Source organism: Phaeovulum vinaykumarii (assembly GCF_900156695.1).
Classification (GTDB): domain Bacteria; phylum Pseudomonadota; class Alphaproteobacteria; order Rhodobacterales; family Rhodobacteraceae; genus Bieblia_A; species Bieblia_A vinaykumarii.
In genome coordinates this window covers 735,750-752,813 of the sequence record NZ_FTOM01000002.1, presented here as the reverse complement: position 1 = coordinate 752,813, position 17,064 = coordinate 735,750, and the positions used below count along the sequence as shown (strand labels likewise).

Annotated in this window: 18 protein-coding genes and 1 riboswitch; of the genes, 2 read left to right on the top strand and 16 right to left on the bottom strand. The window is 69.2% G+C overall.

The features are described from left to right. Positions 1-2: 2 nt before the first annotated feature. The 4 genes from BW949_RS07805 to BW949_RS07790 all read right to left on the bottom strand — a co-directional run bounded on the left by BW949_RS07805 (position 3) and on the right by BW949_RS07790 (position 4,493). Complete coding sequence (locus BW949_RS07805) at positions 3-902, bottom strand: ABC transporter permease subunit (RefSeq protein ID WP_076364664.1); 900 nt, start codon at positions 900-902, stop codon at positions 3-5. Positions 903-909: 7 nt separating this feature from the next. Continuing rightward, on the bottom strand, positions 910-1,917 hold the full coding sequence (locus BW949_RS07800) for an ABC transporter permease subunit (RefSeq protein WP_076364662.1): 1,008 nt from the start codon (positions 1,915-1,917) through the stop codon (positions 910-912). 69 nt (positions 1,918-1,986) lie between these two features. Then, entirely contained in the window at positions 1,987-3,585 is a 1,599-nt protein-coding gene (locus BW949_RS07795) for an ABC transporter substrate-binding protein (RefSeq protein WP_076364660.1), read from the bottom strand. A 377-nt stretch (positions 3,586-3,962) separates the two neighbouring features. Continuing rightward, on the bottom strand, positions 3,963-4,493 hold the full coding sequence (locus BW949_RS07790) for a glycosyltransferase (protein ID WP_083947641.1): 531 nt from the start codon (positions 4,491-4,493) through the stop codon (positions 3,963-3,965). A 32-nt stretch (positions 4,494-4,525) separates the two neighbouring features. Between BW949_RS07790 and BW949_RS07785 the strand changes: the two genes are divergently transcribed. Together BW949_RS07785 and BW949_RS17030 are read left to right on the top strand one after the other, a co-directional pair. After that, entirely contained in the window at positions 4,526-5,110 is a 585-nt protein-coding gene (locus BW949_RS07785; RefSeq protein ID WP_076364656.1) for a site-specific integrase, read from the top strand. Further along, positions 5,107-5,274 carry a hypothetical protein gene (locus BW949_RS17030; protein ID WP_159440053.1) on the top strand — a complete coding sequence of 56 codons (168 nt, stop codon included), beginning with the start codon at positions 5,107-5,109 and terminating at the stop codon, positions 5,272-5,274. The genes BW949_RS07785 and BW949_RS17030 overlap by 4 nt, the downstream gene beginning before the upstream one ends. A 186-nt stretch (positions 5,275-5,460) precedes the next feature. On the opposite strand, the gene BW949_RS07780 is transcribed toward BW949_RS17030, so the two are convergent. From BW949_RS07780 to BW949_RS07725, 12 genes are all read right to left on the bottom strand, one after another. Further along, positions 5,461-5,964 carry a hypothetical protein gene (locus BW949_RS07780; protein WP_076364655.1) on the bottom strand — a complete coding sequence of 168 codons (504 nt, stop codon included), beginning with the start codon at positions 5,962-5,964 and terminating at the stop codon, positions 5,461-5,463. A 76-nt stretch (positions 5,965-6,040) separates the two neighbouring features. Beyond that, a complete protein-coding gene (locus BW949_RS07775) occupies positions 6,041-7,330 on the bottom strand; it encodes a Hint domain-containing protein (RefSeq protein ID WP_143524422.1) in 1,290 nt (429 codons plus the stop codon). A 146-nt stretch (positions 7,331-7,476) separates the two neighbouring features. Next, the gene (locus BW949_RS07770; protein ID WP_076364651.1) at positions 7,477-8,427 is read right to left on the bottom strand and encodes a TonB family protein; all 951 of its coding nucleotides are present in this window, start codon (positions 8,425-8,427) and stop codon (positions 7,477-7,479) included. Continuing rightward, on the bottom strand, positions 8,427-8,912 hold the full coding sequence (locus tag BW949_RS07765) for a biopolymer transporter ExbD (RefSeq protein ID WP_076364649.1): 486 nt from the start codon (positions 8,910-8,912) through the stop codon (positions 8,427-8,429). The genes BW949_RS07770 and BW949_RS07765 overlap by 1 nt, the downstream gene beginning before the upstream one ends. A 4-nt stretch (positions 8,913-8,916) precedes the next feature. Then, a complete protein-coding gene (locus tag BW949_RS07760) occupies positions 8,917-9,297 on the bottom strand; it encodes an ExbD/TolR family protein (RefSeq protein ID WP_076364647.1) in 381 nt (126 codons plus the stop codon). After that, positions 9,297-10,013: a MotA/TolQ/ExbB proton channel family protein gene (locus tag BW949_RS07755; RefSeq protein WP_083947640.1), complete on the bottom strand. Its 717-nt coding sequence runs from the start codon at positions 10,011-10,013 to the stop codon at positions 9,297-9,299. The genes BW949_RS07760 and BW949_RS07755 overlap by 1 nt, the downstream gene beginning before the upstream one ends. Positions 10,014-10,073: 60 nt before the next feature. Next, on the bottom strand, positions 10,074-10,724 hold the full coding sequence (locus BW949_RS07750) for an adenosylcobinamide amidohydrolase (RefSeq protein WP_076364937.1): 651 nt from the start codon (positions 10,722-10,724) through the stop codon (positions 10,074-10,076). A gap of 89 nt (positions 10,725-10,813) precedes the next feature. Further along, positions 10,814-11,599 (bottom strand): ABC transporter ATP-binding protein, encoded by a 786-nt coding sequence (locus BW949_RS07745; protein WP_083947639.1) that lies wholly within the window; start codon positions 11,597-11,599, stop codon positions 10,814-10,816. After that, complete coding sequence (locus BW949_RS07740; protein ID WP_076364645.1) at positions 11,596-12,576, bottom strand: FecCD family ABC transporter permease; 981 nt, start codon at positions 12,574-12,576, stop codon at positions 11,596-11,598. The genes BW949_RS07745 and BW949_RS07740 overlap by 4 nt, the downstream gene beginning before the upstream one ends. Further along, entirely contained in the window at positions 12,573-13,637 is a 1,065-nt protein-coding gene (locus tag BW949_RS07735; protein ID WP_235816231.1) for an ABC transporter substrate-binding protein, read from the bottom strand. Before BW949_RS07735 ends, BW949_RS07740 begins: the two co-directional genes overlap by 4 nt. 7 nt (positions 13,638-13,644) lie before the next feature. After that, on the bottom strand, positions 13,645-15,474 hold the full coding sequence (locus BW949_RS07730) for a TonB-dependent receptor plug domain-containing protein (RefSeq protein WP_159440051.1): 1,830 nt from the start codon (positions 15,472-15,474) through the stop codon (positions 13,645-13,647). 124 nt (positions 15,475-15,598) lie between these two features. Next, positions 15,599-15,800: riboswitch (cobalamin riboswitch) on the bottom strand. A 266-nt stretch (positions 15,801-16,066) separates the two neighbouring features. Next, complete coding sequence (locus BW949_RS07725) at positions 16,067-16,864, bottom strand: TOBE domain-containing protein (RefSeq protein WP_076364639.1); 798 nt, start codon at positions 16,862-16,864, stop codon at positions 16,067-16,069. Positions 16,865-17,064: the final 200 nt, after the last annotated feature.

The window sequence follows — 17,064 nt, the reverse complement described above, 5'->3', positions numbered from 1 at the left end:
TCTCAGCTCCGCTTCAGCTTGGGATCGAGCGCATCGCGCAGCCCGTCGCCCACCAGATTGATCGCCAGCACCGTGATCAGGATGGCCAGGCCGGGGAAGGTCACCACCCACCAGGCGCGCAGGATGAATTCGCGCGCCTCGGCCAGCATGGTGCCCCATTCGGGCGTCGGCGGCTGGGCGCCCATGCCCAGAAAGCCCAGCGCCGCGGCATCGAGCACCGCATTCGAGAACGACAGCGTGCCCTGCACGATCAGCGGCGCCAGGCAATTGGGCAAGATGGTGCGGAACATCAGCCGCAGCCGCCCCGCCCCGGCCACGCGCGCGGCCATGACATATTCGCGGTTCTTCTCGGCCATGACGGCAGCGCGGGTCAGCCGCGCGAAATGGGGTTGCAGCACGATGGCGATGGCGATCATCGCGTTCATCAGCCCCGGCCCCAGGATCGCCACCATCACCAGCGCCAGCAGCAGCGACGGAAACGCCAGGATCACGTCCATCACCCGCATGATGACGGCATCGACCCAGCCGCCGAAGAAGCCCGCGACAAGGCCCAGGAGGATACCCCCCGACAGCGCGATCGACACGACCACGCAGCCGATGAACAGCGATTGCCGCGCCCCGAAGATCAGCCGCGAGAGGATGTCGCGCCCCACCGCATCGGTGCCCAGCAGGAAGTCGGGATTGCCCCCCGCCACCCAGGCCGGCGGCGTCAGCAGAAGGTCGCGGTGCTGGAGCGTGGGCGAATGCGGCGCGATCAGCGGCGCGAAGATCGCCAGCAGCACCAGCGCCACGAAGACCGCAAGGCCGATCACCGCGCCGCGGTTTTCGGAGAAATAGAACCAGAAATCGCGCAGGAGCCGCGCGCGCTCGGATCGGGTGGGGGTCGGGGTCACGTCAGTCATGGCGCCCTCAGGAATGTCGGATGCGGGGGTTGATGACCCCATAGAGAAGATCGACGATCAGGTTCACCACCATCACGACGCCGGCCATCAGCAAAAGCCCCCCCTGCACCGAGGGGTAGTCGCGCCGCGAGATGGAATCGATCATCCACTTGCCGATGCCGGGCCACGAGAAGATGGTTTCGGTCAGGATGGCGCCGGCCATCAGCATGCCGATCTGAAGGCCGATCGTGGTCACCACCGGAATGAGCGCGTTGCGCAGCGCATGGACCGAGACCACGCGAAAGGGGCTCATCCCCTTGGCGCGGGCGGTGCGGACGTAATCCTCGCCCAGCACCTCGAGCATGGCCGAGCGTGACTGCCGCGCGATCACCGCCATCGGGATCGTGGCCAGCACGATCGAGGGCAGGATCAGGTGGCGCAGGGCCGACACGAAGGCGCCCTTCTGTCCCGACATCAGCGCGTCATAGAGCATGAAGCCGGTGCCGTTCGGGAAGTAATAGAGCAGGTCGATCCGCCCCGAGACCGGCGTCCATTTCAGGATGCCGGAAAACAGGATGATGAGCAAAAGCCCCCACCAGAAGATCGGCATCGAATAGCCCACGAGCGCGGTGCCCATCGACATCTGATCGAACCAGCTTCCGCGCTTGATCGCCGCCAGCACGCCCAGCGGAATGCCGATCAACGTGGCCAGCACGATGGCGCAGAGACCCAGCTCGATCGTGGCGGGAAACAGCGTCAGGAATTCGTCCAGCACGGGTTTCTTGGTGGTCAGCGACAGGCCGAAATCGCCCTGGAACAGCCCCGACACGAAGTCGAGATACTGCACCCAGATCGGGCGGTCGAAGCCCAGCGCATGCGACAGCTCGGCGTGGCGCTCGGGCGTGATGCCGCGTTCGCCGGCCAGCAACAGCACCGGGTCGCCCGGCAACAGCCGCACGAAGCCGAAGGCCACGATGGTGATGCCGATGAAGGTCGGCACCAGATAGAGGATCTTGCCGAGGATGAATCTGATCATGGATTTCCCGAAACATACGAGGCGCGCCCGGGGCTACCCCCGGACGCGCCTGCATTCAAGTGCCCCGCCTTACTCGGCGATATCCACGCCCGAGAAGGAATGCGAGCCGAGCGGGTTCATGACATAGCCCGACACCTTGGCCGACATGGGCATGAACACGGTCGAATGGGCGATGGTGGCCCAGGGGTTCTCGCGCTTGAAGACCAGCTGTGCCTCTTCATAGAGCTTCACGCGGGTCTCGTGATCGGCGGCGACCTTGGCCTGCTGGATCAGGTCGTCGAACTCCTTGTTGCACCATTGCGCACGGTTGGCCCCGCCGTCGCCGGCAGCCGCGCAGCCCAGAAGAACGGCCAGGAAGTTGTCCGGGTCGCCGTTGTCGCCGGTCCAGCCCAGGATCACGGCGCCCTTGCGGGCCGGGTCGGTCGATTTCTTGAGGTATTCGCCCCATTCATACGAGACGATCTCCACATTGACCCCGATCTTGCCGAAATCCTCCTGGATCAGCTCGGCGGTGCGGCGCGCATTGGGCATGTAGGGCCGCTGCACGGGCATCGCCCAGACTTCCATCGACAGGTCGCTGACGCCGGCATCGGCCAGCATCTGCTTGGCCGCTTCCGGGTCATAGGGCGTGTCCACGACCGCGTCGTTATAGCTCCACATCGTCGGCGGGATCGGGTTCTTGGCCACCTGGCCCGTGCCCTGGAACACCGCATCCAGAATGGCCTGCTTGTTCATGGCCATGTTCAGCGCGGTGCGCACCTGCGGGTTGTCGAAGGGCGCGATGGTGGTGTTATAGGCCAGATAGGCGACGTTCAGCCCGGCCTGTTCCATCACCTTGAGGTTCGGATCGGCCTTCAGCGCCGCGATATCGGCCGGCGCCGGATAGGGCATGATATGGCATTCGCCCGCTTGCAGCTTCTGCATGCGCACCGCCGGATCGGGGGTGATGGCGAAGATCAGGTTGTCGATCTTCTCGCGGCCGGCCCAGTAGGCGTCGAAGGCCTGATAGCGGATCACCGCATCCTTCTGATAGGCCACGAACTGGAACGGGCCGGTGCCGACGGGCAGGTTGTTGAGGTCTTCCATGTGACCTTCGGCCTGCAACTTGTCGGCGTATTCCTTGGACAGGATCGAGGAGAAATCCATCGCCAGGTTGGCAAGGAAGGGCGCCTCGGGGCGGGTCAGGACGAATTTCACCGTCAGGTCGTCGACCTTCTCGATCGACTTGATGACCGAGGGCATCTCCATGCCGCTGTAATATTCGTAGCTCAGCCCCGGAACGTACTGGTGCCAGGGATCGTCCGCATCGCCCTGACGCTCGAACGAGAAGATCACGTCATCGGCGTTCAGATCGCGCGTGGGGGTGAAGAAGGACGTGGTATGGAACTTGACGCCGGGGCGCAGATGGAAGGTGTATTCCAGCCCGTCGTCCGAAACGTCATAGCTTTCGGCCAGCGCCGGCATGATCTCGGTGGAGCCGGGCACGAATTGCACCAGCTGGTTGTAGACCGCCTTGCCGGTCGCGTCGAACGTCGTGCCCGAGGTATAGGGCGCGGGGTCAAAGCCCTCGGGCGAGCCTTCCGAGCAATAGACCAGCGTCTTGGCATGCGCTCCGGCGGCCGCCATCACGGCCAGCGAGGACGCCGCGACGAGATGCGCGAATTTCATGGGTAAACCTCCATAAGTTGGGCGTATCGCCTTCTGGAACCGGACGACGACGCGGGCCGCATGAAATGCCGATGCCGGGGCGTTTGCAAGGGTGGATTCGACCCGGTCCGTTCACTTTCCACCCAGAAGCGACCCCCGCGGCCCGGCGCCCAGCGGGGTGCAGGACAGACAGGCGGGGTCTCGGGGGCGCACTAGGGTTTACAGTCAAACAAATGTTTTAAAATGACTATTCCGGATATTCACCGCGATGCACGGGTGCCGTGAACCGCCCCCCTCCCGCCGAGATCGCGCAGGTTTGACGTGACGTCATTCGCCGCTTCGCCCCCTTAGCAGATACCGCGCCGTTCGCCCCATGGGTGTAGCCCGGACGCTGGCGTTCACCCGGTCCGCGTGCCCGCAATCAGCGCCGCCAGACGGGCGGCCTTGTCGGCAAAGCCCCCCTCGGCCGCGTAGCGATCGCAGATCATCGCGCGGGCGCGGGCGCGGATCGCGGCCACCTCGGCGGGGTGGTCGAACGCCCATTCGATCATGTCGGCCACCTCCTCGGGGTCGTCCATGTCGACCAGGATGCCGGTCTGCATGTCGGTGATCAGCTCCTCGACCGGCGGCGTCAGCGACCCGATGACCAGACAGCCCGCCGCCAGCGCCTCGGACAGCGACCACGAGGTGACGAAGGGTTCGGTGAAATAGACATGCGCGCTCGAGGCCTGGAGCACGCGCAGATAGTCCGGCCGCGGCTTCATCCCGTGCAGATGCAGCCGGTCACGGTCGAGATCCAGCGCCTGAAGCGCGCGCTGCCCCCAGCCCTGCCCCGCGGCCAGCTTGTCGCCGTAGGCCACGGCGTCCTGCGCCAGAACCAGCGTGTGAAAGTCGTCGCGCCGCTTTTGCAAAAGCTCGACTGCGCACATGAATTGGGGAAAAACCCGAAGACAACGCGAGGATGCGCTTTCTGACCGTCGAAGAGGAGAAACAGATCCTCGCCCTACTGCGTCACTGGGGCCGCGAGATCACCGCCCAGGCTGTTGAAGCTCTCATCGACACCGGCTGCCGCCCCGGAGAACTGCTCGTAGGGCGCACCAAGGGCCTGCCTATCAAATGGTCCGAGGTATCGAAGAGCGCAGGAGGGACGGCACCGGACGTGAACGACCCTGCCACAGGAACTGCACGGGCCGTCATCAGCCTGATGCGCACCAAGACCAAGAGCAAGGGGCAAAGGGTGCTGCCACTCACTGATCGAGCGAAGGCCGCGTTCCTCGCCTCACGGGAGAGAGGTGAAAGCAGACCTTTCGGTGGCCTGACGACTGATACAGCGTCGGAACATGTCCGACAGGCCGCCGAACACCTTGGCCTTGATGACGTCGTGCTTTACACCATGCGTCACACATGCGCCTCGCGCCTTGTGCAACGTGGTGCAGACCTGCGGCGTATCATGCACTGGATGGGGCACACTAACATATCCACCACCCTGCGATACGCCAAGCTCACCCCCACCGACATCTTCAAGTTGGAGACCTTGCTGAGATGACCAAAGACCAACTCAAGGACGCCTTCGATCTCTGGATGGAAGATCCCGACATCCCTCTGCCGCTCGAGCCACTTGATCGGGAGCTTGCGGAAGAGGCCCTGCTCCGCGCCTTCACCGCAGGCTGGGAAGCCAAGGCCCGCTGCCCGTCCTCGAAGCTGAACTAGCGCAAGAGCACCAGGGTCACGCGACGTGACACATGCTGTGACCCTGGTGTGCCCCTTTTGTGACCCTGTGACACCGTAAGGCTTACAGTCATTACACCGGGAAGCTGTCTTAGATCTCTGATAATCTAACACCAGCAACCACTTACGCCCCAAAAAACGTCGGTTAATGATCTATAGGTCGGCTAGTCAAAGTCGTGTAATATTGCCGCCCAGATGGGTGGCGCCACCGGTGCGCAGGACGGTGTCGGTTTCCTCGATGGCGATGCCCGAGGTGACGTTGAACATGATCCCCCTGGAGCCGCGCGGCGCCGACCAGGCCCGCACCGCCATCAGGATGCGCTGCCAGATATAGCCGCCCAGCGGCGTGGCGCGCACATCGGCGCGCAGATAGAGCGTATGCATCACCGTCACCCAGCTCTTGCGGCTGCCCATGAAGGGGCGGAAGACGTAATAGGCAAAGGCCACCGGCGCGCCGTCATATTCGGCATAGAGCCCGCCGTTGAAGCCCGGGTTGTCGCGGATGAAGCCGCAGATGCGCTCGAACTGGGGTTGATCGAAGGGCAGATCGGAAAACAGGCTTTCCTTGTGCATCTGCTGCACCAGCGGCAGCACCTGAGGGATATCGGCCACCTCCTGGCCGATGTGGATCACCACCTTGCGGCGTTCCTCCTCGGGAAGGCTGCTTTCCATGCCCGATGCTCCTGTCGTTCTGCGGCCCCGGTCCTTCTGACCGGCCCTTGCAGCCACCATAGGCGATCCCGCCCGCTCAGGACCAAAGGGGTTCGCCCGCCTGCCGGTGCCGTGCGGCCAGCGCCCGCGCGTCCCGCCCCTTGAGAAGCGGCAGCGCCGGGCGCACCGGAGCATCACCGGAGCCGGGCAGAAGCGTCTCGACCTCGGCGCGGGCGTCGGCGGGCAGCGCCCGCAGCGCCTGGGGGCCGGGAAACAGCGTCTCGGCCTCGATCCCCTCGACGGCGAGGACGGCATGTTCGTCAAGCAGCATTTGGACATAGGTCACGGTGCGGGTCTCGCCGTCGACCTCGATCCCGTCGAGCCCCAGCAGATGGCGCGCCGCGACCAGCACCTCGGGGGCGCCGAACATGGCCTGCGCGATGGCCGAGCGCACCACCAGCCGGTGCTGGGGCGAAAAGCGCAAGGCCCGCGCAGGCCGCCCCGGAGCAAAGGCCCCCGCCGCCACCCGGATCGGCAGGATCTTGGGATTGGCCATCAGATCGACCAGATCGAGCCGCCGCCGCCCGATCCAGCGGATGGGCCGCACCCCCGCCCGCGTCACCACCAGATCGCCCTCGGCCAGGGTCTCGACCGCGACCGGGCCCGCGGGCGTGGCGATCGGCGTGCCGGCGGTAAAGCAGACGGCGTTCAGATCCTCGAAATTGGCGAAGGTCGCCTGGGCCAGGACGGTATCGCCGCCCGACAGGGTGATCGTGTCGCCCCAGCGCACGGTTCCGGCCAGAAGCGCCGGCATCCCCACCACCTGATCATATTGATCCGAACGCAGGATCGAGGTGGTGGTATCGCCAAAGCCGTTGCCGTCGGTGTCCAGCGTGAAATTGCCCGCCGAAAGCGTCAGCGTCCAGTCGCCCACCAGGTTCAGCGTGTCATTGCCGGTGCCGCCGTCCAGATCCATCGGCGCATGCCCGACCTTCTGGGCCAGTTCTTCCTCCGAGGCACGGTCGGCGCCGCTCATGTCGAGACGGGTGAAGTCGTTGCCGTCGCCCAGAAGGACGTCGCGGCCGCCGGAATTGTCGAGGATCAGCCGGTCGTCGCCGCCGCCCATGTCAAGCGTGCTGTAAAAGCCGCTGCGGCTGAGCGAGGCGAAATCCTGCCCCGAGCCCATGTTGATATGGTCAAAGCCCAGCGTGTCGCCGCTGGCCGGATTGGGCCAGGGCATGTTCACGCCGATCAGCGTGTCATCGCCGTCCACGAAGTTGACGTCGTAGAAATGGCCGGTGTCGGAAACGGTCGCGCTGGTGGTCTGGACGGTGACGCTTGCCCCCGATTGAGACGGCACGCCGGCGCCGTCTGTCGCGTTCGTCACCGTCGCGGCATTGCTTCCGTTGTTTCCCGTGATCGTGGCGTTGGACAAGACGCGGACCGGCCAAAAGTTCTTATTGCTGCACAATAACTTGAAATTGTTTACAAATTTTTATGCGCAGAGGGGAAAAGGGCCGGTGTCTGCGCCGGTCAGCCGGAAAAGCTCATCTTCAGGGTGAAGGTGTAGCTGGCCGCGCGCAGCGAGGCCGGGGCGCGCGGCAGCTGCCCGGCGCGGCGCGCGGCGTGCAACGCGGCCTGATCCAGAAGCGCATGACCCGATGACCGCGCCACACGCACCGCCGCGATCTGGCCCGCGGGCGTGACCGTCAGCACCAGCGTCACCTGTCCGCGCAGCCCGCGCGCGCCGGTGGGATAGCGCTTGGCGCGCTCGATCCGGCTGCGGATCTTGCCCCCCCAGGCAGCCAGATCGCTCTGCCGGCGCGCCTCGGACAGGGCCGACGCCGCCCCCGCCTGCGCGCCGCGCGCACCGGCGCCGCCCTGCCCGCGGGCGATCTCGGCCACGCTGGGGGGCGCCTTCGCCGGCTCCGTCTTTCCAGGGGCGGCCTTCGCCGCGGGATCGGAGCGGGGACGCTGCGGTGCCGTTTGCCGCGCGGGCTTGGGGCGCGGGCGGGCGGTCGCAAGACCCGGATCGGGGGCCGGGGCTTCAGGGACCGCAGTCTCGGGGGCCGCAGTCTCGGGGGCCGCAATCTCGGGGGCCGCAGTCTCGGGGTCTGGGGCGTCCAGAGATGCGGCTTCGGACGCCGGGGCTTCGAAAGCCGGGGGAACCGGCACGACAGGCAGGGCCGCGACGGGCGGCGTCGAAGTCTCTGCCGCCACAGGCGGCGGGGGGGCAGGTTCGACCGCCACGGGCGGCGGGGTGTCGGGCAGGACCAGTTCGGGTTCGGGCAGTTGCACCCGTTCCCAGCGCGCGACCTGCGCGGCCGTCGCGGCATCGGCGGCCACCAGCGTGATCGCGCCGGCGCCGCGCGCACCGCCGCCGGAGGCCCCACCGGGCATCGGCGGCAGCGCGGCCATCACCGCCACATGGGCCCCGATCGCCAGCAGCGCAAAGCCCGTCATCTCGACCAGCCGTCCCGCCATCAGCCGCCCCCCTGCCCGCCCCCCTGCCCGCCCGAGGTCCGATCCACGGCGGCCCGCCCCTGCGCCACCAGCGCGATGCGCCCGAAGCCCGCGCCCGCGATCCGGGGCAGAAGCCCGGCCAGGCGCGCGGCCGGCACCGCCCGATCGGCGCGCAGGATCAGCTGGGGCGCCTCGGCCGTGCAGTCGTGCACCGCGCAATGGGCCCTGCGCGCCGCGGCCAGATCGGCCAGCACGCGCGCGGCCTCTCCGGCCCGATCCCGAAACCCCAGACGCCCGTCAGCGCCCAGATAGAGCGTGAAGCGCCCGCGCGCCTCCTCGGCCAGCCGCGCGGGGTCGGAAAGTTCCGGCAGCTCGGTCGTGAAGGGCGGCGCGGGGCGGATCTGCGCGGCCAGCAGGAAGAAGATCAGCAGCAGGAAGACCACGTTGATCATGGGCAAGAGCGTGAGCCCACCGCGCGGTCGTCGGGGATAGGGGGCGAAATCCATCGGCCTAATCCATCAGCACCAGTTGCGTGAACCCCGCCGCCGTCAGCAGATCCATCGCGGCGACAAGATCCTGAAGCGTGGCCTCCCGCGCGCGCAAGATCACCGGGTCGGAGGGTGCGGCCATCAGCGCACCCAGCCGCGCGGGCAGATCCGCAGGCGCCACCGCCGCACCGTTGAGCCGCAGCGCCCCCCCCGGCGCGACATCGACCAGACGCGCAGGCCCCGTCCATTCGCCCGCCCCCGCGCCCCCCGTGACCAGCGGCACGTGCCGTTCCACGCCAAAACGCGCCACCAGCATGAAGAAGACCAGCAGCAGGAACACCACGTCGATCATCGGCGTCAGGTCGGGGCGGCGGCGCGTCCGGGGCGGGGCAAAGCGGAACATCACGCCGCCGCCCGAGCCTGCGCGCGCCGCGCCGCCAGGAAGACCGCCGTCGCCCGATCCTCGAGATCATGGCGCAGCCGGTCGAGCACACCCTCGAAGCCGGTCAGCGCGATCTGCGCCGGGATCGCCACCGCCATGCCCGCCGCCGTGGTCAGGAGCGCCTGCCAGATGCCGCCGGCCAGCGTTGCGGGGTCGGCCTGCGCGCCCGCCTCCTGCAAGGCCTGAAAGGCGCCGATCATGCCGGTGACGGTGCCAAACAGCCCCAGAAGCGGGCCGATGGTAGCGGCCAGTTCCAGCACCCGCAGCCCGGCGCCCGCCTCGGCCAGAAGCGTGCGGGCGGTGCGCGTCGTTTCCTCGCGCGCGGCCTCGTCGTCCAGATCGGGGTCGCGGCAGGCGCACATGGCGGCCCGCGTCACCCGCGCGCGCAGCGAGCGCCGCGCCTCAAGGGCCGCCAGCGCGGGCTCGGCCGCGCCGCTCTGCCACAGCGCCAGTGCCCGGGCCGTGGCCGCCCCCCCCGACCACGCCCCGAGCCGCATCAGATGCCACAGCTTCCACAGCACCACCGTCAGCGTCAGCACCGACAGCGCCGCGATCGCCCAGATCACCGGACCGCCCAGATCCAGAAGCGCCAGCAACCGCCCCAGCGCCGGCGTCACCGCGTCCGCCGATGCAGAAGTCGATGCCGATGCCGACAGCGGCACGGAAATCTCATCCATTTCGCCCCCCTCCCTGATCCGCGAACCGGCTGCGGCCGGTCCCGCCCCGAAGGCCGCCCCTCATGACGCATTCTCCACCTGCCAGGCCGCAACCCCGCGCGCCACCGCGCCGTGCACGGCCGCGCCCAGCGCCTCGCCCAGCGCGGTATGCAGCCCCGCATGCGCCAATCCGCCGGAAGCAGCGGCGCCGGGTTGGGCCGCCACAGCGATGCAATCGGTGCCGGTGCCGGTGGCAAGCCCGGTCTCCAGATGCAGCCCGGCCGCCATCACCGCGGCGGTGCGGGCCTCGGCGGCGATGCTCAGCGCCTCGATCTGGGCGGGCGCGGTCAGGTCGGCCTCGATCCGCACGCCGATGTTGATGGTGCCGAAGGCATCGGTCGCAAAGACCCGGCGCCGGCCGATGCTTTCGGCATTGGTCAGACCGACCGTGGCGAGGCAAGTCACGGCGATGCCCTCGACCTCGACGCGCAGAAGATCGTGGCAGGCGATGTCGCGCGCGGTCAGCATGACCACCGCATCGAGCGCGCCGCGCGCCTGCAACGCCCCGCGCAGCCAGGCGTCCACATCGCGCCCCGGCGGCAGGTCGGCATTGCGGACCTCGCGCCAGATCAGGCGCGTGGCGGTCACGAAGCCGGGGCGATGGGGGGCAAAGCTCAGCACCCGATGCGCCCCCCCCAGATCCCAGTCGAGCCAGGGCCGGTCAAGCCGCAGCGCCCCGGCGGCCGGGGGCTGGACCTCGGGCGGCGGGGCATCAGACGCTTGCGCCCCGCGGCGCCCCGCGCCGGTGGCGGGCGGCGCGCTCACAGCGCCCTCGTCGGGCGGATGTCCAGGCCCTCGGGCGTCTCGGATATCCGCGCCTCGATGCGGAAGACGCGGGCCAGAAGATCGGCCGTCAGCACCGCGCGCGGGGGCCCTTCGGCCACGATGCGGCCCGCCGCGATCACCAGAAGCCGGTCGCAATGGCGCGCCGCCAGGCCGATGTCATGGATCGAGACCATGACCCCGCGGCCTTCGGTCGCCAGATCGGACAGAAGGCGCATGGTGCGGATCTGCTGGGCGGGATCGAGCCCGGCGATGGGCTCGTCGGCCAGAAGATAGGGCGCGTCCTGCGCCAGCGCGCGGGCCAGAAGGACGCGCGCCTGCTCGCCCCCCGACAGCGCCGTGGCCGGGCGGGCGGCCAGCGCGGCCAGATCGAGCCGCGCCAGCGCCGCCGCGGCGCGATCGGGGCCGCGGCCGGCGGCGCGCGCGCCCAGCTCGACCAGATGCGCCACCGCGACCGGCCAGGCGATCTCGCGGCCCTGGGGCAGGAAGGCGGCGTGGCGCGCGCGCGCACCGACCGGCAGGCGCGCCAGATCCGAATGGCCCGCCGTGGGCAGAAGCCCCATCGCCGCGCGCATCAAGGTGGACTTGCCCGCGCCATTGGGCCCGATCAGGCCAAGGCATTCGCCCGCGCGCAGGTCGAAGGACACGTTCTCGAGCACCGCACGGCCAGCGCGTTTGAGCGTCAGCGCCTCGAAATGCAGGCCGGGCTGGCGCTGGGCCAGGCCCTGGGCCAAGCCTTGAGGATGCGGGGCGGCGCGGCTCATGACAGGCTCCGGTTCTTGCGGATCAGATGCAGGAAAAGCGGCGCGCCCAGAAGCGCCATGACCACGCCCAGCTTCAGGTCGCGCTCGGGCAGGATCACGCGCACGGCCAGATCGGCGGCCAGCACCAGCGCCGCCCCCCCCAGCGCCGAGGCGAGAAGCAGCGCCGAGGGCCGCGCCCCCACCGCGCGGCGCAGCATATGCGGCACCACCAGCCCGACAAAGCCGATCGCGCCCGCAACCGCCGTCGCCGCCCCGACCGAGGCCGCCACCCCCAGCACCAGCCCCAGCCGCAGCCGGCGCAGATCGACCCCCATCGAGGCGGCCGCATCCTCGCCCAGCGTCAGCGCGTCAAGCCCCGGCCCCAGGCGCAGCAGCACCAGCCAGCCCGCCAGCATGACCGGCGCCGCGGTCCAGACATGGACGAAGGACCGATCCGCCAGCGAGCCCAGCATCCAGAACAGGATCTCGTGGACGGCAAAGGGGTTGGGCGAGAGGTTGAGGACCAGCGCCGTCAGCGCCGAGGCCAGCGCCGAGATGGCAACCCCGCCCAGGATCAGTTCGAGCGTGCCGGCCCCGCGGGTCAGAAGATGCAACATCAGCACCGAGACCGCCGCGCCCAGCAGCGCCGCCCCCGGCAGCGCCATCGGCACCAGCGCCGCCAGCCCCGTCTGAAGCGCCAGCACCGCCCCCAGCGCCGCCGAGGCCGAGACGCCGATCACGCCGGGCTCGGCCAGCGGGTTGCGCAGCGCGCCCTGCATGGCCGCGCCCGACAGGCCAAGGCTGGCGCCGACCAGCACCGCCAGGATCGCGCGCGGCAGGCGGATCTCGCGCATGACCAGCTCGACCGGGGTCTGCCCGTCGCCCCGGACCAGCGCCGACAGCGCCTCGGGCGCAGCAATGCCCGCCGGCCCCACCAGAAGCGACAGCACGAAGAGGCCCGCGACCGACAGGCCCAGCCCGATATGAAGTGCCTTCATCGCGCGGCCTCCTCGTCCCTATTGCGGCGCAGCGCAGGTTCCTTGTCCGTATGGGGGCGCAGCGCCGGTTTCTTCTCCATCTCGCGGCGCAGCGCCGGTTTCTTCTCCATCTCGCGGCGCAGCGCCGCCAGGCGCTCGGCCCCGTCCAGCACCGCCGGAAGCCCGCAGATCCAGTCGCGATCCTCGAGCGCGACCTGCTGGCCGCCCAGATGGTGCAGCGCGGGATGGCGCAGGATGTCTTCGGCCCGCGCGGCGCCGGGATTGGCGCGCGCCAGAACCAGAAGGTCGGGGTCGGCCATCACCAGCAGCTCGAGCGGCAGGAAGCCCCCGAAGCTCAGCCCCAGATCGTCGGCCAGATGATCGAAGCCCGCCGCCTCGAGCAACTCGGCGCTCAGGCTGTCGCGGCCCGCGGCATAACCGTTGGCAGCGTAATTGGCCGCCGTGGGGCGCGGGCCCGCGGGCGGGCTCAGCGCGGCCAGACGGCGGTCATAGGCGGCCACGACCTCGGCGGCGCGGTCCTCGCGGCCGAGCGCCCTGCCCGCTTCCAGCAGCCGCTCGCGCACCTGCGCAAGGGTCGTGGCGGGCGCCATCCGCAGGACCGGCACGCCCAGCCGCTCCAGCATGTCGACGGTGGCATGGTTGGTGTAGCTGCCCGCCAGAACCAGATCGGGGGCGTGGAGAAACACCTCCTCGGCGCGGCCATGGTTGGCGGGAAGTGCCTGCGCCTGGCGCGCCATGACCGACATGCGCGGATCCTGCGCCAGCGCCGTGACCGAGCGCAACTGCCCCGGCGCGCCCAGGATCAGCGCCAGCTGGTCGGTGCACAGATTGATCGAGACGACGCGCCGGGGCGGTTCGGCCTGCGCGGCCGCGCCGCCCGCAGCCCCCATGGAAAGGCCCAACGCCAGAAAGCCCGCGGCGGCGGCGCGAAACCGCCCGCCCCGGTGGCGGCGGCACGAAAGCGCCCCCCCGCCCGCAAAGCGCGCAAGGGGGGCCGCGGATGCAGCCCCCCCGATGCCGGCGCGCAAGACCCGCCCGGACAGATGCGCGGACGGGCCCATGCCCCGCTCAGAATGTTGCCGAAAGACCGACATGAACCGTCCTGTCTGCCGTGCCATAGGTGCGGACGGTCTGGTATTCGGTGTCAAAGACGTTCTCGACCCGCAGATAGGCCGACCGGCCCGTGCCCAGATCATACGCCATCCCGGCATCGACCACGGTATAGTCTTCAAGGCCCGTGGGACGGCCCGCCACATGCTGGACCGCCAGCGAGCCGCTGAGAAGCGGGGTCAACTGCGCCTCGGCGGTCACGCGCAGGTCATGCAGCGCCACCTGCGCCCAGTCCGGCCCCGAGCGCGCGCTGTCGGTATAGGTGTAGGCCAGGCTCAGATCGAGGCCCTCGCGCAGGGCCAGACGGCCCTCGATCTCGACCCCCGAACGCCGCGAAACACCCGGCACCTGCGCATAGCAGCCCCAGGGCTGGCCGCAGGCCACCGCCAGCGGGTCGAAGCCGATCAGGTTGTCGGCCTCGAGATAGAAGGCCGTGGCCTTGAGCGACGCGCGCGTGCCCCAGCGTTTCTCGACCCCCAGTTCGGCGGTCAGGCTTTCCTCGGGCTGAAGGCCCGCGTCGCCGTAGATGCTGAACAGCTGATAGATGCTGGGCGCGCGGAAGCCGTTGCCGATGGCGGCGCGGAACAGAAGATCCTCGCGCGGGCGGTAGACGGCGGTCAGGCGCGCGGTGTCGAAGCCACCGAAACGCGAATGGTCGTCATGGCGGTAGGTCAGGTCCAGATCGAGATCCGGCGTCGCGGCGAAAGCCAGGTCGGCAAAGACCCCCGAGATCGTGGTCGACCGGAACCCGGCGGCGGATTCGCGCATGGAATCGGCGCCGAAGACCAGCCGCGTCCGTGCGCCCAGATCCATCGCGCCCTTGTAGGCGGCCTTGCTGCGCTGGCCGTCGAAATCGCTGACCGCGCCGTTCGACGTGCTCTGGCGGTCCGAGCGGTAATGCGTCAGCGACAGCGTGTGGTCGATCCGCCCGGTCGAGAATTCGGTGAAGGCGCGCACCCCGGTCGCCTTGCGGTCGGTGTAATCGTCGCCCGGCGTGCCCAGAACGTCGCCGACCCAATCGTCGAATTCGCCGCGGCTGACCTCGCGGAAGGCATTGAGGCCGATCAGCGTGCCATTGTCGAGCGTATAGCGCGCATGCAGGCTGGCGCGGGTGGCGCGATAGCCGTCGGCCTCGAAGTTGCCGTCGTTCTCGTCCAGCGCCGAGAAGCCGTCGCTCGTCACCCGCGACAGGGTGAAGGCCAGCTCGGCCCGTTCGGTCTTGTGGCCCAGGCTATAGCTGGCCAGCGCGGTCTCGTTCGAGCCGAATTCCAGGCGGATCTGCTGGCTGGTGCCCATCTCGGTCGGCCGGAACGAGGTGATGTCGATGACGCCGCCCACGGCATTGGCCCCGTAAATCGCCGACTGGCTGCCCTTGAGAACCTCGATGCGGCTCAGGTCGGCGCCGATCATGCCGCCGAAGTCGAAGTCGCCGCTGATCGCGGTCGGGTCGCCCACCTCGATGCCGTCGATCAGCACCGGCACATAGGCCGCGGGCGCGCCACGCAACACGACCGCGGTGGTGGTGCCCATCGGGCCGTTGCCGCGCACCGTGACGCCCGGCACCGCGGTCAGGATATCGCTGACACGCACGGCCGCGCCGGACAGCGCCTCGGCGTCGATCACATCGACGGTGCTGCCGGTGCGGTCGGCCTCGGTCGCCTCGAGACCGGCCGAAACGACGATCTCGCCCAGATCGAAGCCGGTGTCCTGCGCGCCGGCGGCAACAGGCAGGGTGAGCACGGCCGCCGATGCCAGCAGCCCATGACGAAAGACGCGATTGGAACCCATGGTTTCCATTCCCTGTGGCGGGTCGAAGGCCCGCAAGAGTGTTTCTCGCCCGGGAAGGCAGACCCTCCCGGACAGCGACGCTCACCACTGCGGAACTCCGCTTCCATGGCGCGCCCCGCGCCCGGAAAGGGTGATGGTTCAAGCAGGTCTCCTGGCTCGCGGGTCGTTGCTCGGTCGGCCTTCCCGGACCATTCGGCCCAGTGGCATGGATGACGTCGCTCGCCGCTCACAGTTGCGGGGGCAGCCACGGCTTAGGCCCAAGGGGGCCGTTCCGTGTTCCCTTTTCATCCGGCTTGCGGGCCGGAACTTGAACCCGCGGAATTTTTGTCACGGGGCCCGGATTGTCAAGGCGAACGGCCAGCGCCGCGGGCCGCAGCCCGGCCCCGCCCCGCCCGGAAGGACGCGGCCCGCCGCCCCGAAGAACCACCCAAGGCGCAGGGGCAACATCATGGCGGGCAATGGAATTTCACCGGCAATGCCACCCGGCGGGCGGGCGTGGCGGCGCGGGCCTTGCCCGCCCGCGCGGGCTGCGACATGCCGACACAGCCCGACGCGGCAGGGGCCGCAGATGGCAGCCGGTCAGGGCCGCAGATCAGGGCAGCGCCAGAATGACGTGGCTTGACTTGACCAGCGCGGTAGCGGTGTCGCCCGGACAGAGCGCCAGGGTCTCGGCGCTTTCGCGGGTGATGGTGGCCGCAAGCGTCTTGTCGCCGCCCAGATCGAGCAGGATCTCGCTGGTGACGGGACCGTCGGTGCGCCCGGCCACGATGCCGGTCAGCCGGTTGCGCACCGACATCGGCCCCGGATCGCCCGTGGCCAGGATGACGAAGCTCGACTTGATCAGGGCAAAGACCTCGACCCCCGGCGCCAGCCCCATCTCGGCGGCGCTGCGCCCGGTGATGACGGCGGCAATGCTCTGACCGTCGCCGATCGACATCTCGATCTCGGCGCTGACGGTGCTTTCGGTGACGGCGGTGACCGTGCAGCGGTAGCAATTGCGCGCCGAGGTCTTCATCATCAGGCTCCACAGCAGGTCATTGGGGTCGAAGTCGATCTGGGTCTCGAGCGCCGAGACCGCGCGTTCCAGCCCCTCCTGAAGCGCGCCATAGGCCGCGATCACCTTCTCGCCGGCCGGGGTCAGCGCCGCGCCCCCGCCCGACCGCCCGCCCGGCGCCGCGGTCACCAGCGGCGTGGCAAAGAGGTTGTTCATCGCATGCACGCCATCCCAGGCGGCCTTGTAGGACAGGCCCACCTCGCGCGCGGCCGCCGAGATCGAGCCGGTGCGCCCGACCGCCGCCAGAAGCGCCACACGGTCGCCGCCCATGCGCGCGCCGGAACGTTCGATCATCAGCGAGCTTCTCAGCCCCGGCGGGGTCGCGCTTGTGGTCATGGGCCTTCTCCGGTCGCCCCCTCGTCTGGCACGCCCCTCGTCTGGCACAACTCTCGTCTGGCGCGTCCCGTCTTAGCGCGAAGCGGCCGGCATCGCCAGCGCGGAGACAAGCCCCCCGCGAAGACAAGGCCCCAAGGACAAAGCCCCAAGGACAAGGCCCCAAGGACAAGGCGCGCGGCGGCCGACATGAAAACGCCCAC